We start from the raw sequence: 22,167 nt of genomic DNA on the forward strand, positions 1-22,167 counted from the left end.
CTTACCAGCGGTAGTGCGAGAACGCGCGGTTGGCGTCAGCCATACGGTGCGTGTCTTCGCGCTTCTTGACGGCCTGGCCGCGACCGTTCATCGCGTCCATAAGCTCGCCGGAAAGACGGCCGACCATGGTCTGCTCACCGCGCTTGCGGGCAGCGTCGATCAGCCAGCGGATGGCAAGAGCCTGCTGGCGGTCGGTACGGACTTCGACCGGCACCTGGTAGGTGGCACCACCGACGCGGCGCGAACGCACTTCAACGGCCGGACGGATATTGTCCAGCGCGCCGTGGAAGACCTGGATGGGGTCCTGCTTGGTGCGTTCTTCGATGATCTCGAACGCGCCATAGACAATGCCCTCTGCGGACGACTTCTTGCCGTCCTTCATGAGCGAATTCATGAATTTGGAGACAACCAGATCACCGAACTTGGGATCGGGGTTGATCTCACGCTTTTCTGCACGATGCCGACGGGACATGACTCACAGATCTCCTTATTTCGGCCGCTTGGCGCCGTACTTCGACCGGCGCTGCTTACGATCTTTTACCGACTGGGTATCCAGCACACCGCGCAGCACGTGATAACGCACACCCGGAAGGTCACGCACACGACCGCCGCGGATCAGCACCACGGAGTGCTCCTGCAGGTTATGACCCTCGCCAGGAATATAGGTAATGACTTCACGCTGATTGACCAGGCGCACCTTGGCCACACGACGCAGAGCCGAGTTCGGCTTCTTGGGGGTCGTCGTGTAGACACGCGTGCAAACACCGCGCTTCTGCGGGTTGGCCTCCATAGCCGGAACCTTGTTCCGCTTCGGCTTGGCCTGCCGGGGCTTGCGGATCAGCTGATTAATGGTCGGCATATTGCTCGAACCCTCTTTCCATCCGTACAAACAAAATCCTTGTTCGACATAACAAGCGAGCGGCGCCAGTCCGGCATTCCAACGGGAACCGGCGGCGCCAAGAATGCAGAGGATCACCCCCATACGGAAGCAATCATGCGCCCAAGACTTGTTTCGTCTAACTACCCGACAGTGTGTTTGATCGGCTTGAATGCGTCGCATTGGGCGCTTCGCATTCGGTGCCGGATCACGACCGACCGCTTAGGTAGGGCGGGTATTACTGGGTTGATTCAGAATCGTCAAGGCTTTCCGGGAAAAAAGCCTCGCACCCGCATCGATCACCTGCCCTGCATCTCGTGCATGGCGGAAATATGGGAGAGCGGACGCCGCGATCAAGAGGTTGACCGAAGGTTAATGAAAAGAAAAGGGGCGCGAAGGCCCCTTCCCCAACAAACCATGTCGATAAACCGACTCAGAGACCGGGAACCGAGAACAGCACGAATTGAGTGAACTGGCCGACGCGGTTGAAATTGTTGTCCGAGGCGATGACGATCGTGCGCTCGCCATCCACGTCCGGACCCCAGGTGATGGATTCGATATTGTCGACGTCGAGCCCGAAATCGCCTTCGCCGATGGTGAACCAATGCTGCTTGTTCATCGCGGCCACGTCCTGGCCCTCGATGGTTTCGCTGCCGGCAATGTCGTCGGCCTCGTCCCAAGAGGCGACATAGAAGGCGATCTCATTGCCATAGCCGCTCGCGAAGGTGCGCTCGACGGCGATCAGGCGATTGTCGTCCAGCATCAGGAATTCCGAGAGGCCGTTGTCGTTGTAATGCGGCTCCTCGGTGGAGGGCACGCGGATCGGGTCGGTCTGGTAGATGTATTCGGCGAACAGATCGCCGCTTTCCCGATCGAACACGGCGACGCGCGCCGGGCTGCCGGCATCGACGGTGGCCTTGTCGCCATCCTGGGCCAGGCCATTTTCGGTGCCCACGAAAATACGGGGGCCATCGGTGGACAGCGCAAGGTTTTCGAAGGCGAGGTTGCCGTAGATGCCCTTGGATTCGGCGTCGGGCAGATAGGCGGCGGGCACTTCGATCCGGCGGATGGCGCTGCCGTCGAGGTTCGCTTCATAGATGGCGGGATTGCCGTCCGCATCCCCCTCGCTGGACCAGAAGAGTGTGCCGGTCTCGGCAGAAAAGCGGATGGCTTCGGGATCGACGCCGCCTTCGGGGAAGCTGGCGCCGTCCTCATCGGTGAGTTCATGGGTCGAGACGATATCGAGCCTTGCGATCTCGCCATCCTCGACGGCCAGCTTGATCACATAGAAGCGTGCCGGGCCGTTCTGGGCGCGATCGTCGGAGATCGCGTAGAAGACGTCGTTTTCCGCGTCATAGTCGAGGCCCGATATCCCCCCGAAGGGAACGCCGGCGATGGCCAGTTCGGTGGGCAGCACCACCTCGTCGAGAAACACCGGCGCCGCCAGTTCCTGAGCATTGGCGGCGGAAGCAAGAATCGCGATGGACGGCAGGATCGAATACAGGCTGCGCATTTCAGCAATCTCCAGGGCTGATATTTCGCTTTAGAAAAGAAAGGGGCCGAAGCCCCTTCCCTGCTTTCGGCACGCTTATTCGGCGGCCAGGAAATCGGCGACGTCGAGCAGGATGATCTCGTTGTCGTCGGCACGGCCCTGTTCACGGCCGGTCGAGCCGGGATAGTTGTTGTCGTTGGCGACAACGATGGTGGTTTCATCGACGCGGTCGACGTCCTCGATGGTGACGAAGGGGAAGTTGAAGACGCCTTCGATCGAACCGCGCGAGGCGATGCCGTCGGGGGCCTCGATGTTCATCAGGTCGATATAGGCGATCTTTTCGAGGACGCCGTTCTCGTCGGCGCGCTCGAGATCGACCAGATAGATGCGCTTGAACCCGGCGGGATTTTCGACGCTCTCGTCGCGCGGATCGCCCTGGTTGTTGTCGCGCTCGATAATCAGGGCGCGGGTGCCCTCGATGATGTTGAAATCGCCGATGGCGTGGGTGGCGTCATCAAGCGGATAGTAGCGGATGACGTCGCTCCATTCGCCTGCCTGGGTGTCGAACTCGAACATACGCAGCACGGACGTGCCATCGACGGTTTCCTGGGCACCCTCTTCGGGCATCCAGATCGGCTTTTCGAGCAGCGGATAAAGCGTGGTGCCGTCCTCGCCGAGCGCCATGCCTTCATAGCCGCCCGAGTTGAAGGTGCGGACGTTTTCGGGCTGAGCGGCGCCGGGGTTGACCGAGCCGATGAAGAAATTATCAGGGCTGCGCAGCAACTCGCCGTCCGGCTCGGTGGCGAACACCTGCTGAACAACGCCCTCGGCATCGACCTCGAACAGCCAGGGACCGAACTCGTCGCCAATCCAGTAATGATCGCCGACCGGCTGGATGGATTCGGGGTCGAAATCGGCGCCGGTGAGATAGCGGGTATCGGTGTGCTCATTGGTGATCGGGAACGGCACGACGCGGTTCGGGTCGGACAGGAACACCGTCTTTTCGATGGCGACCTGACCTGTCTGCCAATCGGGATGAAGGATGTTGAACATCAGCATGGCGTCGGACGAGTTGAATTTGTTGCCGAAACCGTTGTCGGTGAGGAACAGGAAACGATCCTCGCCCAGCGAGCGCACGCCGGAGAAACCCTGCAGCGGCTGGCCGGGGAACGGGCGGCCGAGGCCGGAATTGGCGTCGATGACGCTGTAGGGCGCTTCGCTGCGCTCGCCGCCGGCAAACCGCCCCGAAATGTTGAGGCTGGCGGGCGCATCGGCCGGAGCGGGAAGGAAGGTTTGCGCCGGAACCTGGGCGTGCTCGATGAGAAGCGCGGGGAATTCCTGCGAGTCCTGCGCCTGCGCGACAGCGCCGACAGCAAGAATGGAAACGACGGACAACAGCGATTGCCGGATCATTTGGGCCTCCTGACCGGTGGGTACGGGTCGGGATTTAGGCCCAGGTATATGACAGCCCGTTTACCGTTGCGCGACGGATCGATGTCGGTTTGACGACACCGCCGCAAATGAAAATGGGGGCCGAAGCCCCCATTTCCCTGTTCGATGATACGCGGCCTTATTCCGCCGGTGCGTCCGGAGCGGCCGGCATGGCCTCGGGCGCCGGAATGGCGACGGTTTCGGCCTGGCGGCGACGCTCTTCGAGGATGAGGTCGTCGCGCTTGGTCGCGATCTGGCGCACGTTGGAGATGCGCGCACCTGTACCCGCCGGGATGAGACGGCCGACGATGACGTTCTCCTTGAGACCTTCGAGAAGGTCCGCCTTGCCCGAGACGGCGGCCTCGGTGAGGACGCGGGTCGTCTCCTGGAAGGACGCGGCCGACACGAACGAGCGGGTCTGCAGCGATGCCTTGGTGATGCCGAGCAGGACCGGAACGGCCACAGCGGGCTTCTTGCCATCGGCAACGAGCTGCTCGTTGAGCTCGTCGAAATCGAGGCGATCGATCTGCTCGTCCTTGAGCAGGCCGGATTCGCCCGGATCGGTGATCTCGACCTTCTGCAGCATCTGGCGAACGATCACCTCGATGTGCTTGTCGTTGATCAACACGCCCTGGAGGCGATAGACCTCCTGGATCTCGTTGACGAGGTAGCGCGCCAGCTCCTCGACGCCCTTGATCGCAAGGATGTCGTGGGGGGCCGGGTTGCCGTCGAGGATGTACTCGCCCTTTTCGATCGGATCGCCTTCCTGCAGGTGGAAAGGCTTGCCTTTCGGGATGAGGTACTCGACCGGCTCGATGCTCTCGTCGTTCGGCTCGATGATGATGCGACGCTTGTTCTTGTAGTCGCGACCGAAGCGGATCGTGCCATCGAGTTCGGCAATGATCGCGTGATCCTTCGGACGGCGAGCCTCGAACAGTTCGGCCACACGCGGCAGACCGCCGGTGATGTCCTTGGTCTTGGCGCTTTCGAGCGGGATACGGGCCAGGACGTCGCCCTGGGCCACGCGGGTCCCCGGCTCGACGGCGATGACCGCGTCCACGCTCATCAGATAGCGCGCATCGGTGCCACGATCGGTCTTGAAGGGCTGGCCCTTCGAACCGACGGCGATGGCGGGCTTGAGCCCGTCGCCGCGCTGGCTCGAACGCCAGTCGATGACCAGACGCTTGGTGAAGCCGGTGGTCTCGTCGGTCTGCTCGGAGACCGAAGCCCCATCGACCAGATCCTCGAAGATCACTTCGCCTTCGACCTCGGTCAGGACCGGACGGGTATAGGGGTCCCATTCGGCAAGACGCTGGCTGCGCTTGACCTGATCGCCTTCGTTGACCCGCAGACGCGAACCATAGGCCACCTTGTGGACGGAGCGTTCCTTGCCCTCGGCATCGACGATGACGAGGGAAACGTTGCGGCCCATGACGACGATATGGCCGTCCGAGTTGGTCGCAATGTTCTTGTTGCGGAACGCAATCGTACCCTCGGCACCGGCCTCGAGATACGAATTGTCCACCACCTGGGCCGTACCACCGATGTGGAACGTACGCATGGTGAGCTGGGTGCCCGGTTCACCGATCGACTGCGCGGCGATGACGCCGACGGCTTCGCCCATGTTGACGGGCGTACCGCGGGCAAGGTCACGGCCATAGCAGGTCGCGCAGGTGCCCTGGCGGACTTCACAAGTCAGCGGCGAGCGGATGCGCACCGACTGCACCTTGGCGGCTTCGACCTTTTCCACGTCGGCTTCGTCCATCAGCGTGCCCTTGGCGACGAGAACCTCGTCGGTGCCGGGAACCAAGATGTCGTCGGCCGAAACGCGGCCCAGGATACGCTGGCCGAGCGAGGCCACGATCTGACCGGAGTCCACGATCGCTTCCATGGTCAGGCCGCTCTCGGTGCCGCAATCCTGCTCGGTGATGATCGCGTCCTGCGCCACGTCGACGAGACGACGGGTCAGGTAACCCGAGTTCGCCGTCTTGAGCGCGGTGTCGGCCAGACCCTTACGGGCACCGTGGGTCGAGTTGAAGTACTCGAGAACGGTCAGGCCTTCCTTGAAGTTCGAGATCACCGGGGTTTCGATGATTTCGCCCGACGGCTTGGCCATGAGGCCGCGCATGCCGGCGAGCTGCTTCATCTGGGCGACCGAACCACGGGCGCCCGAATGGCTCATCATATAGACCGAGTTGATCTGCTTGGAGCGGCCGTTTCCGTCCTTCTCCTGCGCCGAGATGCGCTTCATCATCTCTTCGGCGACCTTGTCGCCGCACTTGGCCCAGGCGTCGACGACCTTGTTGTACTTCTCACCATGGGTGATCAGTCCGTCATTGTACTGCTGCTCGAATTCCTCGACCTGCTTGCGGGTGTCGCCCACAATCTTGGCCTTGGAATCGGGGATCACCATGTCGTCCTTGCCGAACGAGATACCGGCGCGGCAGGCCTGCTTGAAGCCCAGATCCATGACGCGGTCACAGAAGATCACAGTCTCCTTCTGGCCGCAGGCACGGTAAACCGTGTCGATGACCTTGGAGATGTTCTTCTTGGTCATGAGCTGGTTGACCACCTCGAACGGAACGTCCTTGGGCAGGATCTGACCCAGCATCATGCGACCCGGCGTGGTCTCGATGACCGCCGTGACCATGTTGCCGTCCTGATCCGTGGTCTTGACGCGACCCTTGATCTTGGTGTGCAGCGTGACCGACTTGTTCTCCAGCGCGTGCTCGAGTTCGGACATGGACGAGAACGCCATGCCTTCGCCCGGCTCGCCCTCGGCCATGATCGACACGTAGTAGAGACCGAGGACGATGTCCTGGCTCGGCACGATGATCGGCTGGCCGTTGGCGGGGTGCAGGATGTTGTTGGTCGACATCATCAGGACGCGCGCTTCAAGCTGGGCCTCAAGGCTCAGCGGAACGTGCACGGCCATCTGGTCGCCGTCGAAGTCGGCGTTGAACGCGGCGCAGACCAGCGGGTGAAGCTGGATGGCCTTGCCTTCGATCAGGATCGGTTCGAACGCCTGGATGCCCAGACGGTGAAGCGTGGGCGCGCGGTTCAAGAGAACCGGGTGCTCGCGGATCACTTCGTCAAGGATATCCCAGACTTCGGGCTTTTCCTTTTCGACAAGCTTTTTCGCCTGCTTGACGGTCGAGCTGAGGCCCTTCGCGTCGAGACGCGAATAGATGAAGGGCTTGAACAACTCGAGCGCCATCTTCTTGGGCAGGCCGCACTGGTGCAGCTTGAGTTCCGGACCCACGGTGATGACCGAACGGCCCGAATAGTCGACGCGCTTGCCGAGCAGGTTCTGACGGAACCGGCCCTGCTTGCCCTTGAGCATATCGGACAGCGACTTGAGCGGACGCTTGTTGGCACCGGTGATGGTGCGGCCACGGCGACCGTTGTCGAACAGCGCGTCGACGGCCTCCTGAAGCATGCGCTTTTCGTTGCGGATGATGATGTCGGGCGCACGCAGCTCGATGAGGCGCTTCAGACGGTTGTTACGGTTGATCACGCGACGGTAGAGGTCGTTGAGATCGGACGTGGCAAACCGGCCGCCATCGAGCGGAACGAGCGGACGCAGTTCCGGCGGGATCACCGGAATGACGGTCATGATCATCCATTCGGGCTTGTTGCCCGAAACGATGAACTGCTCGACAATCTTGAGCCGCTTGGCGAGCTTTTTGGGCTTAAGTTCCGTTGTCGACTCGGCAATTTCAACGCGCAGATCGGCGGCGAGCTTTTCGAGGTCGAGAGCGGCCAGCATCTCGCGCACGGCTTCAGCGCCGATCATGGCGGTGAAGGCGTCGGGACCGTAATTGTCCTGAGCGTCGAGATATTCTTCTTCCGTCACCAGCTGGTGCTGGGTGAACGGGGTCAGGCCCGGCTCGATAACCACATAGTTCTCGAAGTAGAGGATGCGTTCGACATCCTTCAGGGTCATGTCGAGCAACTGGGAAATGCGGCTCGGCAGCGACTTCAGGAACCAGATGTGAGCGACCGGAGCGGCCAGCTCGATATGGCCCATGCGCTCGCGGCGAACGCGCGACAGGGTGACTTCCACGCCGCACTTTTCGCAGATGACGCCCTTGAACTTCATGCGCTTGTACTTGCCGCACAAGCACTCATAGTCCTTGGTCGGGCCGAAGATACGCGCGCAGAACAGGCCGTCACGCTCGGGCTTGAACGTACGGTAGTTGATGGTCTCGGGCTTTTTGATTTCGCCGTAGGACCACGACAGGATTTTTTCCGGGCTCGCGATGTTGATCTTGATCTGATCGAAAGTCGGCGCAGCCGCCTGCGAGTTGAACGGATCCATGACGTGCTGATGATGATTCATCTGGTGTCTCCTTGATGCCCGGGCAGCGCTTGGGAGCAGCACGCGCCCTGGGGCAAAAGCAATCGGTTCAGGCCGGAACCGTCCTATATAGGAACGATCCGGCCAGATGGAAGCGGCGGATTATTCCGCCGCGTCCGCAGGAGGTGCGAGTTCGGGATCGCCACCCGGCTCGTCATTGTCCGCTTCGATATCGGTCAACTCGACATTGAGACCCAGCGAACGGATTTCCTTGACGAGAACGTTGAAGCTCTCGGGGATGCCCGCTTCGAAGGTGTCATCGCCTCTGACGATGGCCTCATAGACCTTGGTGCGGCCGGCAACGTCGTCGGACTTGACGGTGAGCATTTCCTGCAAGGTGTATGCGGCACCGTAAGCTTCGAGCGCCCACACCTCCATTTCACCGAAGCGCTGGCCGCCGAACTGGGCCTTACCGCCCAGCGGCTGCTGGGTGACGAGGCTGTAGGGGCCGATCGAACGGGCGTGGATCTTGTCGTCCACAAGGTGGTTGAGCTTCAGCATGTAGATGTAGCCAACGGTGACCTTGCGGTCGAAGGCATCACCCGTGCGTCCGTCATAGAGCGTGGACTGACCCGAACCATCGAGGCCGGCCATTTCCAGCATATCCACGATATCGGCTTCTTTCGCACCGTCGAACACCGGCGTTGCGATCGAAACACCCTTGGAAATCTGCTGGCCGAGACGGACGATGCCGTCGTCGTCCAGATCGCCCACGAAGTCGTCGCCGTCATAGAGAGCGGAGATTTCCTTCTTGAGCGGGGTGACGTCCTTGGACTGCCGATAGGCCTCCATCATCGCATCGATCTTGCGGCCCATGCCACGAGCCGCCCAGCCAAGGTGCGTCTCGAGGATCTGGCCCACGTTCATGCGCGAAGGCACGCCGAGCGGGTTGAGCACGATATCCACATGCGTGCCGTCTTCGAGGAACGGCATGTCCTCGACCGGCATGATGCGCGAAACCACACCCTTGTTACCGTGACGGCCGGCCATCTTGTCGCCCGACTGGATCTTGCGCTTGGTCGCGACGAAGACCTTGACCATCTTCATCACGCCCGGCGGAAGCTCGTCACCGCGCTGCAGCTTGTCGACCTTGTCGATGAAGCGCTGCTCGAGCAGGCGACGGGATTCGTCGTACTGCGCCTGCAGGGCTTCGATTTCGCTCATCAGCTTGTCGTCCTCGATGGCGAACTGCCACCACTTGGACCGTGCGTGAGCGTCGAAGATCGAGTCGTTGAGCTTGGTGCCCGCGACATAGCCCTTGGGGCCCGAGGTCGCGGCCTTGCCGAACAGCATTTCCTTCAGACGCGCATAGACGTTGCGGTCGAGGATCGACTGCTCGTCGTCGCGGTCCTTGGCCAGGCGCTCGATTTCCTCGCGCTCGATGGCCATGGCACGCTCGTCCTTGTCGATGCCGTGACGGTTGAAGACACGGACTTCGACCACGATGCCCGCATCGCCGGGAGGCATGCGCAGCGAGGTGTCGCGAACGTCCGAAGCCTTCTCGCCGAAGATGGCGCGCAGGAGCTTTTCTTCCGGCGTCATCGGGCTTTCGCCCTTGGGCGTGATCTTGCCGACGAGAATGTCGCCTGCCTGAACCTCGGCACCGATATGGACGATACCCGCTTCGTCGAGGTTCTTGAGAGCCTCTTCGGAAACGTTGGGGATATCGCGCGTGATTTCTTCCGGACCGAGCTTGGTGTCGCGGGCCATCACTTCATATTCCTCGATATGGATCGAGGTGAAGACGTCGTCCTTGACGATCTTTTCGCTCAGCAGGATCGAGTCTTCGAAGTTGTAGCCATTCCAGGGCATGAACGCGACGAGCACGTTCCGGCCCAGGGCGAGGTCGCCCAGTTCGGTCGAAGGACCGTCGGCGATGATGTCGCCAGCCTGAACATGGTCGCCGACAACCACCAGCGGGCGCTGGTTGATGCAGGTCGACTGGTTCGAACGCTGGAACTTCATCAGATTGTAGATGTCGACGCCCGACTTGGACGCATCGGTTTCCTCGGTCGCGCGGACAACGATACGCGTCGCGTCCACCTGATCGACGATACCCGAGCGACGTGCGGCGATGGCGGCGCCGGAGTCCCGAGCCACGACCGACTCCATGCCCGTGCCCACGAAGGGGGCTTCGGCACGCAGAAGCGGCACGGCCTGACGCTGCATGTTCGAGCCCATCAGCGCGCGGTTGGCGTCGTCGTTTTCCAGGAACGGAATGAGCGAGGCGGCAACCGAGACGACCTGCTTGGGCGAAACGTCCATGAGGTCGACCATCTCGCGCGGGGTGAGCGAAGGCTCGCCGGCGTGACGGGCCACGACCATTTCGTTGGCGAACTGGCCGCTCTCGTCGATGTTGGCGTTGGCCTGGGCAACGTGGTGCTTGGCCTCTTCCATCGCCGAAAGATAGACGACCTCGTCGGTCACCTTGCCGTCCACGACCTTGCGGTACGGGGTTTCGATGAACCCGTACTTGTTGACGCGGGCGAAGGTGGCCAGCGAGTTGATCAGGCCGATATTCGGGCCTTCCGGCGTTTCGATCGGGCAAATACGGCCATAGTGCGTGACGTGAACGTCGCGAACTTCAAAGCCTGCACGCTCGCGGGTAAGACCACCCGGCCCAAGCGCCGAAAGACGGCGCTTGTGGGTGATTTCCGACAGCGGGTTGATCTGGTCCATGAACTGGCTGAGCTGGCTCGAGCCAAAGAACTCGCGCACGGCTGCGGCGGCCGGCTTGGCGTTGATCAGATCCTGCGGCATGACCGTATCGATCTCGACCGAGCTCATGCGCTCCTTGATGGCGCGTTCCATGCGCAGAAGGCCGAGGCGATAATGGTTTTCCATCAATTCGCCCACCGAACGCACGCGGCGGTTGCCGAGGTTGTCGATGTCGTCAATATCGCCCTTGCCGTCGCGCAGTTCGAGAAGCGTGCGAACGACCGCAACGATATCTTCCTTGCGCAGGACGCGCACGGTGTCTTCGGCTTCCAGATCGAGACGCATGTTCATCTTGACGCGGCCGACCGCAGAAAGGTCATAGCGCTCGCTATCGAAGAACAGCGAATTGAACATCGCTTCGGCGGTTTCGATGGTGGGGGGCTCGCCCGGACGCATCACGCGGTAGATGTCGAACAGCGCGTCTTCGCGGCTTTCGTTCTTGTCCACGGCCAGCGTGTTGCGGATGTAGGCGCCGACATTGACGTGGTCGATGTCGAGGATCGGCAGCGCGTCGAAGCCCTTGTCGACCAGGGTCGCAAGCAGCTTCTCGTCGATCTCGTCACCGGCTTCGGCAAAGATCTCGCCATTGGCAAGATCGACCATGTCGCGGGCCAGATACATGCCGAAGAGGTCTTCGTCGGTGGCCAGCAGGTGAGTAACGCCGGAATGGATGAGCTTCTTGGCGGCGCGCTGGGTCAGACGCGTGCCACCTTCGTGGACGACGTCGCCGGTCTTGGCGTCGATCAGGTCGAAGACGGGCTTGGTGCCCTTCATCTTCTCGGCGTCGAACGGCTTGTTCCAGCCCTTCTCGCTCTTGGTGTAGCTCTGGATGTCGTAATAGGTATCGAGGATTTCCTCGGCATCGAGCCCCAGCGCCTTGAGCAGCGAGGTCACCGGAATCTTGCGGCGACGGTCGATGCGCGCATAGACGATGTCCTTGGCGTCGAATTCGATATCGAGCCAGGACCCGCGATAGGGAATGATGCGCGCGGCGAACAGCAGCTTGCCCGAGGAATGGGTCTTGCCCTTGTCGTGATCGAAGAACACGCCGGGCGAACGGTGCATCTGGGAGACGATAACGCGCTCGGTGCCGTTCACGATGAACGTACCGTTGGACGTCATGAAGGGCATGTCGCCCATATAGACGTCCTGCTCCTTGATGTCCTTGACCGAACGCGCGCCGGTGTCTTCATCCACCTCGAACACGATCAGGCGCAGCGTCACCTTGAGCGGCGCGGCGAAGGTCATGTCTCGCTGGCGGCACTCGTCGACGTCATATTTGGGCTGTTCGAATTCGAAGCGCACGAATTCGAGGCTTGCCGTGTTGGAGAAGTCGGTGATCGGGAAGACCGACTTGAACACCGATTGCAGGCCCTCGTCGGCCCGTCCGCCCTGCGGTTCATCGACCATCAGGAACTGATCGTAGGAGGCCTTCTGGACCTCGATCAGGTTCGGCATCTCCGTGACTTCACGAATGGACCCAAAGGACTTGCGCACCTTGCGGCGCCCGTTGAACGTGGTAGCCATGTACCCGCTTCCTCTCGTTTGCGGACCGGAACACCGGTCCTCAGTCTCTTTTCGCCACGCTCCCGAACCGAAAAAGTGATGCTCACTTTTCCTTGGAAACGCGTCTTGATGTCTCGGAGGCAGCTGTTCAAAGAATCGACAATCAGCCGTCGGTTCTTTGAACAGGTGCCCTTTCTGACGTTATTCTCGTGTGGCGATCTTCGATACCGGCTGATTGTGGCCTTGCCGGGATCATCGCCATTTTCGCAACTTCCGCCCTACCCCGGTCCGGGGCGGCGTCCGCATCCGTCAAACACCGGAGGCGGGAACGGGACGGCCCTTGGGCCATCCCGCAAATCTATCGCAGAAGACGAACTTACTTGAGTTCGACCTTGGCGCCAGCAGCTTCGAGCTTCGCCTTGATGTCTTCGGCTTCCGCCTTGTTGACACCTTCCTTGACGGGCTTGGGAGCGCCTTCGACCAGGTCCTTGGCTTCCTTCAGACCCAGGCCGGTGATGCCACGGACTTCCTTGATGACGTTGATCTTCTGATCGCCAGCGCCGGTCAGGATCACGTCAAATTCAGTCTGTTCTTCGGCCGGAGCGGCACCGGCGGCAGCGCCACCGGCAGCAGCGACGGCAACAGGAGCGGCGGCGGAAACGCCCCACTTTTCTTCGAGCATCTTGGAGAGCTCGGAAGCCTCCAGGACGGTCAGTGCAGACAGATCGTCTACGAGCTTTGCAAGATCAGCCATTTGATCAGCCTTTTCTTTTCAACTTAGGTTTCAGTTTGAACCGTGGATGGTCGCGCCGCCTTATGCAGCGCCCTTTTCCGAATAAGCGGAGATAACGCGGGCGACGGATGCGCCCGGTTCCTTGGCCAGACGTGCAAGCTGTGCCGCAGGCTGCGTGAGCAGACCGGCGAGCTTGGCGCGCAGTTCGTCCAGCGAAGGCAGATCGGCCAGAGCCTTGATGCCGTCGGCATCGAGCTCGGTCGAACCCATCGCGCCGCCGAGGATCACGAACTTATTGTTCGAATCGGCGAACTTCTTGGCGACCCGGGGGGCCGTGATGGGATCTTCCGAATAGGCAAGGACCGTCGGGCCAGTCAGAAGGCCCGAGAAATCCGCAATTTCGGTTTCCTTAAGAGCGAGCTTGGCAAGGCGGTTCTTTGCGACCTTAACCTGTCCACCGGCCTGCTTCATCTGCACACGCAGCTTTTCGAAGTCAGACACCGACAGACCGGCATAGTGAGCGACGACGACCGCGCCCGAGCCGGCCAATGCCTGCTGGAGCGAGGAGACGACCTCAGCTTTTTCCGCTCTATCCATTGCTACTCTCCACGAGTTAGGCCCGATCCGAGCGGGATCGAACCCGTTGCAATAAGCCGCTTTGAGGGCGGCGGTGCAGCGCCTGTAAACCGGTCAAAACAACCGGTTCGGTTCAAACCAAAACGAGTGGGCATTCGCCCGAAATCTCGTGCCGGTCATCACCCCATCTCTTGGTGGCCACCGGGAGCCCCCGGCGATTAGGATGGCAAGCCGCCATCACCACACAGTCTCGGACAGGACTTTACCGGAAAGGGATTTCGCCCTTCCCGGCATCTCGGGCGGCCGGAACCGCCCGAAACTTGCTGGAGCGTTTCCGGAAAAAGTGGCACCCACTTTATTCGGTTCGGAAACGCGACCACTTAATCTTTCTCGCTGGTCTTAGAGGACCGACGAGGGATCGACATGGACGCCAGCGCCCATGGTCGAGGAAACGGCGACGCGCTTGACGTAGGTGCCCTTGGCGCCCGCGGGCTTGGCCTTGGACACGGCGTCGGTCAGCGCCTTGATGTTCTCGACGAGCTGGGCTTCGGTGAACGAAGCCTTGCCCACGCCGGCATGGATGATGCCGGCCTTTTCGACGCGGAACTCCACGGCGCCACCCTTGGCGGCCTTCACGGCGCCGGCGACATCGGGGGTCACGGTGCCGACCTTGGGGTTCGGCATCAAATTGCGCGGGCCCAGGATCTTACCGAGACGACCGACCAGCGGCATCATGTCCGGAGTGGCGATGCAGCGATCGAAATCGATCTTGCCGGCCTGAATGTCAGCAGCCAGATCGTCGGCACCGACGATATCCGCACCGGCAGCCTTGGCTTCGTCAGCCTTGGCGTCCTTGGCGAACACGGCGACGCGAACGGTCTTGCCCGTGCCGTTGGGCAGGTTGACGACGCCACGGACCATCTGGTCGGCGTGACGCGGATCGACACCCAAATTCATCGCGACTTCGACGGTTTCGTCGAACTTGGCCACGGCGCGTTCCTTGACCATCTTGATGGCCTCGTCGACACCATAAAGCTTCTTGCGGTCAATACCTTCGCGGATCGACTTCGTGCGCTTTGCGAGCTTGCTCATAACCCTCAACCCTCGACCTGGAGGCCCATGGAACGGGCGGAACCGGCAACCATGTTCATTGCGGCTTCGATGGTATCCGCATTGAGATCCTTCATCTTCTTTTCAGCGATCTCACGCACCTGCGCTTCGGTCAGCTTACCGGCGCTGTCGTGGCCCGGCCGCTTGGAACCGGACTTGAGGTTGATCGCCTTCTTGATGAAGAAGGTCACCGGCGGCAGCTTCATCTCGAAGGTGAAGCTCTTGTCGGCGAAAGCGGTGATCACCACGGGGATGGGCGAACCCTTTTCCATTTCCTGCGTAGCCGCATTGAAGGCCTTGCAGAATTCCATGATGTTGAGACCGCGCTGGCCGAGGGCCGGGCCGATCGGGGGCGACGGGGTCGCAGAGCCGGCAGGCACCTGCAACTTGATGTAGCCTGTAATCTTCTTTGCCATGATCGTTCCTTTCAATAAGCCGCCAAAGCGGCCATTTGGTGACGGTGTGGTGCGAGGTTTACCCGACGGATGGCAACCGCCGCCCTCTCCCACACATCGCTTGATCCATTTTCAGGATCAGACGGATCAGACCTTTTCGACCTGACCGTATTCCAGCTCGACCGGCGTGGGCCGGCCGAAAATCGAAACCTCGACCTTGAGGCGCGAACGTTCTTCGTCCACTTCCTCGACGACGCCCGAAAAGCTCGCGAACGGACCGTCCGACACACGCACGTTCTCGCCAACCTCGAAGCTGACGGACGGCTTGGGACGGTCGACGCCCTCCTGCACCTGCTGCAGGATGCTCATGGCCTCGCGCTCGGAGATCGGCTGCGGCTTGTTGTCCGCGCCCAGGAACCCCGTAACCTTCGGCGTGTTCTTGATCAGGTGGAACGTCTCGTCGGTCAGTTCCATCTTGACCAGCACATAGCCGGGAAAAAACTTGCGCTCGGCATCGACCTTGCGGCCACGGCGCACTTCTGTGACCTTTTCGGTCGGCACGAGAACGTCGTCGAACAAATGGTCAAGGCCGTTGGAGGCAACCTTCTGCTTGATGTCCTCGGCAACCTTGCGCTCGAAATTCGAATACGCCTGAACGATGTACCAACGCTTGGCCATACTGCTGTTTCGCTCCTCTTCCGTCGCTTCGCCTTAGCGAATGGACAGAATTAACCCGACAAAGAACTGGATGATCTGATCGGCGGCCAGAAAGAAAAGGCTCGCGAAGACCACCATGGCCAGCACCATCACGGTGGAGATCAGCGTCTCGTTCCGGGTCGGCCATACGACCTTGGCAATCTCCGAACGGACCTGCTGAAAGAACGTAAAAGGATTAGTCCGGGCCATATACCGCTCGATACCTGGTGTTTAAATCTGGGGCTTTTAGTCCATAAGCAATTGCCGCGCGAGTCGGATCGCACGGCCAAGAATGGCCTATCTAGACGTTGCGGCCTGTGAAGGCAAGTCCTGCCACTATCTTTTTTGGTCCGCCCGGGGCCTCAAACAAACCTGCCGCCGCGCTGTATAACCTCGATCTTATATCCGTCGGGGTCGGTCGCGAAAAAGAAGCGCGCGAAGGGCTGGCCCTTATAGGGGAAATCCTTGAGATCGCCAACCTCCAGATCCTCGGCCTTGAAGCGGGCGTGCTCCGCCTCGAGATTCTCGACGGTCACCGCCAGATGGCCATAACCATTACCCAGATCGTAGGGCTCGGACTGGTCGAAGTTGACGGTGAGCTCGACTTCGAAATCGGACTCGTCGGGGTGGCGCAGATAAACGAGCGCGAATCCTTCGAACTCCAGCCTGTCACGAATTTCCAGCCCGAATGCGCGGCGATAGAAATCGACCGACCGGTCCTCGTTGAGAACGCGGATCATCGAATGGACGGGCTTGGCCATGAAAACTCCGAGGGGTCGGGAAGGAATACCCATTTAGGTATTTCCAGCCCCGATTGCAATGGCCCCTGCCCTTATCGCGGAGGCATTGACTTTGCCGCGAGGTGACTTACCTTTGCCCCATGACAAAGCTTGCGGATATTTTCTTCGATAATCTCCGCCGCGGCCACATCGTGATGGGCTCGCGGCCCTAAGGTCATGCTTTGCGTCGCATGGCCTTGGGGTCATGCCTGTTGCCGATTCCGACACCGGAATCCCGACGCTTCTTCCTATTTCAGTTTTATATGATCGCCGCCCTCGTGCGGCCCACAACTCATGGAGTGAACAATGAGTTTGTTTGCACCTCACGGGCAGTTGCCCGCAATCCTGGTCAGCCAGGACGATTTCGAACTCCTCAGCCGCCTTGCTTCCGCCGGGCGCGGGGAAACTGCCGAGGACCTGATGAGCGAGCTCGAGCGCGCCACCCTGGCCGACCCTATCCCCGCCGATATCGTGCGCATGGGATCGACGGTGAGCTATGCCATCAATGATGAAGGCCCGCGCACCGTTCGGTTGGTCTATCCCGCCGACGCCGACATCTCCTCGGGCGCCATTTCGGTGCTCACGCCCATCGGCACGGCCCTTCTCGGGCTGAGCCCCGGCCAATCGATCGGTTGGACCGCGCGGGACGGACATGAACGCCAGCTCGAGGTGATCGCCGTTTCCAACGACGACGCCAACACGCAGGCAAATGGCGCCATCCAGCCTTCCCCAGAGGCGCCCGGCCCGTTCGCCGCCTGAAACTCTTGAAGGAGCCGGTTCCGCCGCGCTCCTTCTTTTTTATTCACGGCAAAGCACTATTCCGGGCCTTTCCGCGCCCTTCCGACAAATCCAAAATAGTAAAATAATATAATTCCTGGCGCCGCCAGATTTTATCGGCGGCGACATTGACCATGATGGATGCATGAATTGTACTCCCCGGTGGGGGATCATGAACTCACCAATGGAGATACAGAATGCGTAATCTATTTCTGAGCTCAATCCTGAGCATGAGCATGCTGGCCGCCGGAGCGGCAGTTGCACAGGATACCGAAGCCCCACCGCCCTTCGTGCTGTCCATACCCGGCTTCGAGGATGGTGGCGAGATTCCCGTCGATTTCTCCCAGGCCGCCGAGGGCGTCGCGGAAGGCGAAGGCACTTCCCCCGAAATCACATGGGAAAACGCGCCCGAAGGCACCGAGAGCTTCGTGCTCTACATGCACGATATCGATGTGGTTCGCGACATGACGCTGGAGGATCAGCTTCATTGGCTCGTCTGGAACATGCCGGCCGATACGGCGATGCTGCCCGAGGGCGTCGAACGCGGCGAGCAGCTCGAGGACGGCAGCTACCAGACCAGCGCCACCGGACCGGTCTATCGCGGCCCCGGCGCTCCCGCCGCCGGCCCGCTGCATCACTATGTCTTCGAGCTCTACGCGCTCGATACGACATTGGATGTCGAACCGGTGGAAGATGCCTTCGAGAATCGCCGCGCCGTCCTCGACGCCATGGACGGACATATTCTGGGCAAGGCGACTTATGTCGGCCTGTTCAAGCGTCCCGAATGACTGGAAGGAAAATGGCAGGGGCGGAGGGACTCGAACCCACGGCCCTCGGTTTTGGAGACCGATGCTCTACCAACTGAGCTACACCCCTGCAGCGCCTCGAAGGCGCGTATGTGGACCTGCAAAGCAGGTCGAGGCATGATCTAGTCGAGTTGGATTTGGAGTGCAAGTGCCAGTTGCGATACAGGCACAAAAACAAGAAGGGCGGCCGTGGTGGCCGCCCTTCAAAATCTCTGGAAGACGTAACGCTTAAGCGACGATCTTGGAGACGACGCCCGAGCCGACGGTGCGGCCGCCTTCGCGGATGGCGAAGCGCAGCTTTTCGTCCATGGCGATCGGAACGATCAGCTCGACATTGATCTTCACGTTGTCGCCCGGCATCACCATCTCGACGCCGTCATTGAGCGTCACCACGCCCGTCACGTCCGTCGTGCGGAAGTAGAACTGCGGGCGGTAGTTGGTGAAGAACGGGGTGTGACGACCGCCCTCTTCCTTGGTCAGGATATAGACCTCGGCTTCGAACTTGGTGTGCGGGGTCACCGAACCGGGCTTGCACAGCACCTGGCCGCGCTCCACCTGCGTGCGGTCGATACCACGGATCAGCGCGCCGATGTTGTCGCCGGCTTCACCCGAATCGAGCAGCTTGCGGAACATCTCAACGCCGGTCACCGTCGTCTTGAGCGTCGGCTTGATGCCCACGATCTCGACTTCCTCGCCCACCTTGACGATACCGCGCTCGACGCGACCGGTCACAACAGTGCCACGACCCGAGATCGAGAACACGTCTTCGACCGGCATCAGGAACGGCTGGTCCTTCGGACGCTCGGGGGTCGGGATGTAGGCATCCACGGTGTCCATCAGCGCCAGGACAGCATCGCGGCCGATTTCCGGACGCTTGTCTTCCAGCGCCATCAGCGCCGAACCCTTGGTGATCGGAATGTCGTCACCGGGGAATTCGTACGAGGAGAGCAGCTCGCGCACTTCCAGTTCAACCAGCTCGAGCAGTTCCTCGTCGTCGACCTGGTCGACCTTGTTGAGGAACACCACAAGCGCCGGCACGCCGACCTGGCGGGCCAGAAGGATGTGCTCGCGGGTCTGCGGCATCGGGCCGTCGGCGGCCGAAACCACCAGGATCGCACCGTCCATCTGCGCGGCGCCGGTGATCATGTTCTTCACATAGTCGGCGTGGCCCGGGCAGTCGACGTGCGCATAGTGGCGCGCATCGGTCTCGTACTCGACGTGCGAGGTCGAAATGGTGATGCCGCGCGCCTTTTCTTCGGGCGCCTTGTCGATGTTGTCATACGACGTGAACGTGGCACCGCCCTTTTCGGCCAGAACCTTGGTGATCGCAGCCGTCAAGCTCGTCTTGCCGTGGTCAACGTGGCCAATCGTGCCAATGTTAACGTGCGGCTTGCCGCGATTGAATTTTTCCTTGCCCATTGCTCACAACCATACATCAAGAGTTAGAACTGCCGGGGCGTTTACCCGGTTGAGCGCGGTGAGACAAGTGGTTTTTGTCGCATGGCCGCTACCCCCGCTACAGACGACCTTAGCTGAGCAGGCGCGCGTTGCGTTCGCCCGAACGCACCTCCGTGGGACAGGCCATCACGACGCGAATGTCGTCAAAGTCCCGATCGCCGTTAACACGGTCTTCCCATCCGTAATACATGTACTGTCCGGAGCTGCAGCCAATAACCGCTTCTTGCGGATTTCTGTTGGTCCGTCGCGGCGGGATGAGCGTACCGGGCTTGCCGTCGGGGGTCACACACTCCCCACGCGTCTGGCAATGAATGGTTTCGAGAACCTTGGCCGAACCCAACCCCGTCAGTCCCGTATGCATATCGGCCCTGCCGCGTTCGGATACCGTATCGGTGTAGCGATTGTACCGCGTGCCGCCGCTGTCCCAACGGGCCGCCGTCACGCGCCCTTGCCGGACATGTTCCAGCGCGTTCTCAACGTTCTCCAGGCGCATGCTCAAATGCGAGCCTGTCGGACATTGCGGCATGATATAGGTGTATCTGCGCTGGCCGATGCTTCCGCCCCTGATCTGCCGCCAAACCCCTTCCACCTGGGTATCGAGATATTCCGGCCCCAGCATTGTGCGGGTTTCATACGTAGATCGCAGCCACGAATCCTGGATGGGATTGTCGTCATCGTTGGGATCGCCCGGATCGGGGATAAAGGTTGAGCCGCCATTGTCGGCGATCGGCACCATTTGGGTGCGCTGGGGCCTGTTGGGATCGTTGGACGGACGGTCGGGCCAGTAGCAATAGAGCCATAGCCGGTTGAAATCCCACGCCTCGAACTCGAGAGCGGCAAATTCGGGTGGACTATAGCGAAGCTCGGGTTCCGACACACGCCCCACCGCCGAAACCCGGATATGCTGGGTTTCCCCCACTCCTGGCAGCAATTTGATGAAGGCCAGCGGCACGTCGGCTTCCGCCACGACCTCGAAGTCGACAGCGTTCAACCAGCCACCGGAAAAGTCGACGTCGTGCTCCACCCAACTGCCACTATAGCTCCGTCGCATCTCGGCAATCGCAGCATTGCGGATATCGTCCCATTCCAAATCATCATGTAGGGCGCTGAGCGCGGCTGCATCCACCTCGACCTGCAACCTGTCCTTCACATGCTGCAACCGCACGTAATCTACAGCCCATCCGGCCATCGCGATGAACGGTATCGCCATAACGGCGAAGATAACCGCCACGACACCGTCGTCGCGCCGGAGCAAATCCAACAAGCTGCGTCCCATGCCCATGTCGCCCTGTTACGGAAGGCGGAGCGCCAACCGATAGCGGGCAAACAATAGCTGAAGTGATTTTAAGTAAACTTACGCAGCACTTCCAAAACCGTCCGGCAAGATTTACCTTTCGTTAACGCTACAGGGAACGGGTCAGTAAAAGGATTTGGCCCGCGCCACTTCCTCACGCGAGCCGATGATGATCCCGATGCGCTGGTGCAACCCCGCGGGAACCACATCAAGGATACGTTCGGTCCCCGTAGTCGAGGCCCCTCCTGCCGCTTCGATGATCATGCTCATCGGGTTGGCTTCATAAAGCAGCCGCAGCCGTCCACCCTTGTCCTTGGTGCCCTCGTCCTCGGGGTAGAGAAACACGCCACCGCGACACAGGATACGGTGAAGATCGGCCACCATCGCCGCGCACCAGCGCATGTTATAGCTCTTGCCGAACGGCCCGTTCTTGCCCGCGATGCATGCGTCGATAAAGGCCCGAGTGGGCGCATACCATTGGGATTGGCGCGATGCGTTGATGGCGAATTCGGCGCTCTCGGCGGGTATCTTCACCCCGTCGTTGACGAGAACGAAGCTGGCGCTGGACTCGTCGAGGCTGAACACCGAAACGGATTTCCCCGTAGTCAGCACAAGCAGGGTGGCCGGGCCGTAGAGCACATAGCCGGCCGCCACCTGCCGCGCGCCGGGCTGGAGAACGTCACCGGTCGAGATCGCTTCCGACTTGCCCAGATCGAGGACCGAAAAGATCGACCCGACGGCACCGTTGATTTCGAGATTGGACGAGCCGTCGAGCGGGTCGAAAACCAGGGCATGCCGCGCGCCCTTCGCGTTCTCGACACGTTCGATCTCATCGAGTTCCTCGGACACCATTGCGGCGAGAACTCCGCTGGCACGGCCGTGATGGAGAAAGATCTCGTTGGCGACGACGTCGAGCTTCTTCTGCACTTCGCCCTGGACGTTGACCGCCTGGGCCGCACCCGTATCGCCCGCGACGGACGCCATGCGCAGGGCAACGGCGATTTCGATGGCGCAATCGGCGACCATGGCGAACACCGTCGCGATCGGAGCGTCCAGCCTGTTTTCGGCGATCCAGGTTTCGAGGGTCTTGCGCGCCACGGTCCATCTCCAAGTCGTGAATTTGCGACCTGCTTATGACGCGCACTGCCACGGCGTCCAG

General features: G+C 60.9%; 18 protein-coding genes and 1 tRNA gene. 2 read left to right on the forward strand and 17 right to left on the reverse strand.

Annotated elements, in window-relative coordinates; genetic code table 11:
• Position 1: 1 nt before the first annotated feature.
• The 13 genes from rpsG to V4T21_RS08575 form a co-directional block, all read right to left on the reverse strand.
• Entirely contained in the window at positions 2–472 is a 471-nt protein-coding gene (rpsG, locus tag V4T21_RS08515; protein ID WP_332715467.1) for a 30S ribosomal protein S7, read from the reverse strand.
• A gap of 15 nt (positions 473–487) precedes the next feature.
• On the reverse strand, positions 488–859 hold the full coding sequence (gene rpsL / locus V4T21_RS08520; RefSeq protein ID WP_041528652.1) for a 30S ribosomal protein S12: 372 nt from the start codon (positions 857–859) through the stop codon (positions 488–490).
• Between the two features lie 451 nt (positions 860–1,310).
• Positions 1,311–2,390 carry an esterase-like activity of phytase family protein gene (locus tag V4T21_RS08525; protein ID WP_332715469.1) on the reverse strand — a complete coding sequence of 360 codons (1,080 nt, stop codon included), beginning with the start codon at positions 2,388–2,390 and terminating at the stop codon, positions 1,311–1,313.
• A 75-nt stretch (positions 2,391–2,465) separates the two neighbouring features.
• A complete protein-coding gene (locus V4T21_RS08530) occupies positions 2,466–3,782 on the reverse strand; it encodes an esterase-like activity of phytase family protein (RefSeq protein ID WP_332715471.1) in 1,317 nt (438 codons plus the stop codon).
• A gap of 157 nt (positions 3,783–3,939) precedes the next feature.
• Positions 3,940–8,142, reverse strand: coding sequence for a DNA-directed RNA polymerase subunit beta' (gene rpoC / locus V4T21_RS08535; protein WP_332715473.1), 4,203 nt, complete (start codon positions 8,140–8,142; stop codon positions 3,940–3,942).
• Between the two features lie 120 nt (positions 8,143–8,262).
• On the reverse strand, positions 8,263–12,405 hold the full coding sequence (gene rpoB / locus V4T21_RS08540; RefSeq protein ID WP_332715476.1) for a DNA-directed RNA polymerase subunit beta: 4,143 nt from the start codon (positions 12,403–12,405) through the stop codon (positions 8,263–8,265).
• Between the two features lie 355 nt (positions 12,406–12,760).
• Positions 12,761–13,138, reverse strand: coding sequence for a 50S ribosomal protein L7/L12 (gene rplL, locus V4T21_RS08545; RefSeq protein ID WP_332715478.1), 378 nt, complete (start codon positions 13,136–13,138; stop codon positions 12,761–12,763).
• 60 nt (positions 13,139–13,198) lie between these two features.
• Positions 13,199–13,714, reverse strand: a complete 516-nt coding sequence (gene rplJ, locus V4T21_RS08550) for a 50S ribosomal protein L10 (protein ID WP_332715480.1) — start codon at positions 13,712–13,714, stop codon at positions 13,199–13,201.
• A gap of 378 nt (positions 13,715–14,092) precedes the next feature.
• Positions 14,093–14,785: a 50S ribosomal protein L1 gene (gene rplA, locus V4T21_RS08555; protein ID WP_332715482.1), complete on the reverse strand. Its 693-nt coding sequence runs from the start codon at positions 14,783–14,785 to the stop codon at positions 14,093–14,095.
• A 5-nt stretch (positions 14,786–14,790) separates the two neighbouring features.
• Entirely contained in the window at positions 14,791–15,219 is a 429-nt protein-coding gene (gene rplK / locus V4T21_RS08560) for a 50S ribosomal protein L11 (RefSeq protein ID WP_332715484.1), read from the reverse strand.
• A 126-nt stretch (positions 15,220–15,345) separates the two neighbouring features.
• A complete protein-coding gene (gene nusG / locus V4T21_RS08565) occupies positions 15,346–15,876 on the reverse strand; it encodes a transcription termination/antitermination protein NusG (RefSeq protein ID WP_332715486.1) in 531 nt (176 codons plus the stop codon).
• A 33-nt stretch (positions 15,877–15,909) separates the two neighbouring features.
• Entirely contained in the window at positions 15,910–16,104 is a 195-nt protein-coding gene (gene secE / locus V4T21_RS08570) for a preprotein translocase subunit SecE (protein ID WP_332715488.1), read from the reverse strand.
• Between the two features lie 152 nt (positions 16,105–16,256).
• A complete protein-coding gene (locus tag V4T21_RS08575) occupies positions 16,257–16,655 on the reverse strand; it encodes a VOC family protein (protein WP_332715491.1) in 399 nt (132 codons plus the stop codon).
• 324 nt (positions 16,656–16,979) lie between these two features.
• Between V4T21_RS08575 and rnk the strand changes: the two genes are divergently transcribed.
• Together rnk and V4T21_RS08585 are read left to right on the forward strand one after the other, a co-directional pair.
• Positions 16,980–17,432 carry a nucleoside diphosphate kinase regulator gene (gene rnk, locus V4T21_RS08580; RefSeq protein WP_332715493.1) on the forward strand — a complete coding sequence of 151 codons (453 nt, stop codon included), beginning with the start codon at positions 16,980–16,982 and terminating at the stop codon, positions 17,430–17,432.
• A gap of 215 nt (positions 17,433–17,647) precedes the next feature.
• On the forward strand, positions 17,648–18,238 hold the full coding sequence (locus tag V4T21_RS08585; protein WP_332715496.1) for a YbhB/YbcL family Raf kinase inhibitor-like protein: 591 nt from the start codon (positions 17,648–17,650) through the stop codon (positions 18,236–18,238).
• A 12-nt stretch (positions 18,239–18,250) separates the two neighbouring features.
• Here the strand turns inward: V4T21_RS08585 and V4T21_RS08590 are convergent.
• The 4 genes from V4T21_RS08590 to V4T21_RS08605 all read right to left on the reverse strand — a co-directional run bounded on the left by V4T21_RS08590 (position 18,251) and on the right by V4T21_RS08605 (position 22,106).
• Positions 18,251–18,326: transfer RNA gene (locus tag V4T21_RS08590), tRNA-Trp, on the reverse strand.
• Between the two features lie 158 nt (positions 18,327–18,484).
• On the reverse strand, positions 18,485–19,675 hold the full coding sequence (tuf, locus tag V4T21_RS08595) for an elongation factor Tu (protein ID WP_332715462.1): 1,191 nt from the start codon (positions 19,673–19,675) through the stop codon (positions 18,485–18,487).
• Between the two features lie 109 nt (positions 19,676–19,784).
• Complete coding sequence (locus V4T21_RS08600) at positions 19,785–20,978, reverse strand: TadE/TadG family type IV pilus assembly protein (RefSeq protein WP_332715498.1); 1,194 nt, start codon at positions 20,976–20,978, stop codon at positions 19,785–19,787.
• Positions 20,979–21,131: 153 nt separating this feature from the next.
• On the reverse strand, positions 21,132–22,106 hold the full coding sequence (locus tag V4T21_RS08605) for a class 1 fructose-bisphosphatase (protein WP_332715500.1): 975 nt from the start codon (positions 22,104–22,106) through the stop codon (positions 21,132–21,134).
• Positions 22,107–22,167 lie beyond the last annotated feature (61 nt).

The sequence above is a fragment of the Pelagibacterium mangrovi genome, from assembly GCF_036662815.1.
Classification (GTDB): domain Bacteria; phylum Pseudomonadota; class Alphaproteobacteria; order Rhizobiales; family Devosiaceae; genus Pelagibacterium; species Pelagibacterium mangrovi.

Coding starts and splice junctions, on each gene's coding strand:
- rpsG (WP_332715467.1), bottom strand. CDS start 472: ATGTCCCGTCGGCATCGTGCAGAAAAGCGTGAGATCAACCCCGATCCC.
- rpsL (WP_041528652.1), bottom strand. CDS start 859: ATGCCGACCATTAATCAGCTGATCCGCAAGCCCCGGCAGGCCAAGCCG.
- V4T21_RS08525 (WP_332715469.1), bottom strand. CDS start 2,390: ATGCGCAGCCTGTATTCGATCCTGCCGTCCATCGCGATTCTTGCTTCC.
- V4T21_RS08530 (WP_332715471.1), bottom strand. CDS start 3,782: ATGATCCGGCAATCGCTGTTGTCCGTCGTTTCCATTCTTGCTGTCGGC.
- rpoC (WP_332715473.1), bottom strand. CDS start 8,142: ATGAATCATCATCAGCACGTCATGGATCCGTTCAACTCGCAGGCGGCT.
- rpoB (WP_332715476.1), bottom strand. CDS start 12,405: ATGGCTACCACGTTCAACGGGCGCCGCAAGGTGCGCAAGTCCTTTGGG.
- rplL (WP_332715478.1), bottom strand. CDS start 13,138: ATGGCTGATCTTGCAAAGCTCGTAGACGATCTGTCTGCACTGACCGTC.
- rplJ (WP_332715480.1), bottom strand. CDS start 13,714: ATGGATAGAGCGGAAAAAGCTGAGGTCGTCTCCTCGCTCCAGCAGGCA.
- rplA (WP_332715482.1), bottom strand. CDS start 14,785: ATGAGCAAGCTCGCAAAGCGCACGAAGTCGATCCGCGAAGGTATTGAC.
- rplK (WP_332715484.1), bottom strand. CDS start 15,219: ATGGCAAAGAAGATTACAGGCTACATCAAGTTGCAGGTGCCTGCCGGC.
- nusG (WP_332715486.1), bottom strand. CDS start 15,876: ATGGCCAAGCGTTGGTACATCGTTCAGGCGTATTCGAATTTCGAGCGC.
- secE (WP_332715488.1), bottom strand. CDS start 16,104: ATGGCCCGGACTAATCCTTTTACGTTCTTTCAGCAGGTCCGTTCGGAG.
- V4T21_RS08575 (WP_332715491.1), bottom strand. CDS start 16,655: ATGGCCAAGCCCGTCCATTCGATGATCCGCGTTCTCAACGAGGACCGG.
- rnk (WP_332715493.1), top strand. CDS start 16,980: ATGAGTTTGTTTGCACCTCACGGGCAGTTGCCCGCAATCCTGGTCAGC.
- V4T21_RS08585 (WP_332715496.1), top strand. CDS start 17,648: ATGCGTAATCTATTTCTGAGCTCAATCCTGAGCATGAGCATGCTGGCC.
- tuf (WP_332715462.1), bottom strand. CDS start 19,675: ATGGGCAAGGAAAAATTCAATCGCGGCAAGCCGCACGTTAACATTGGC.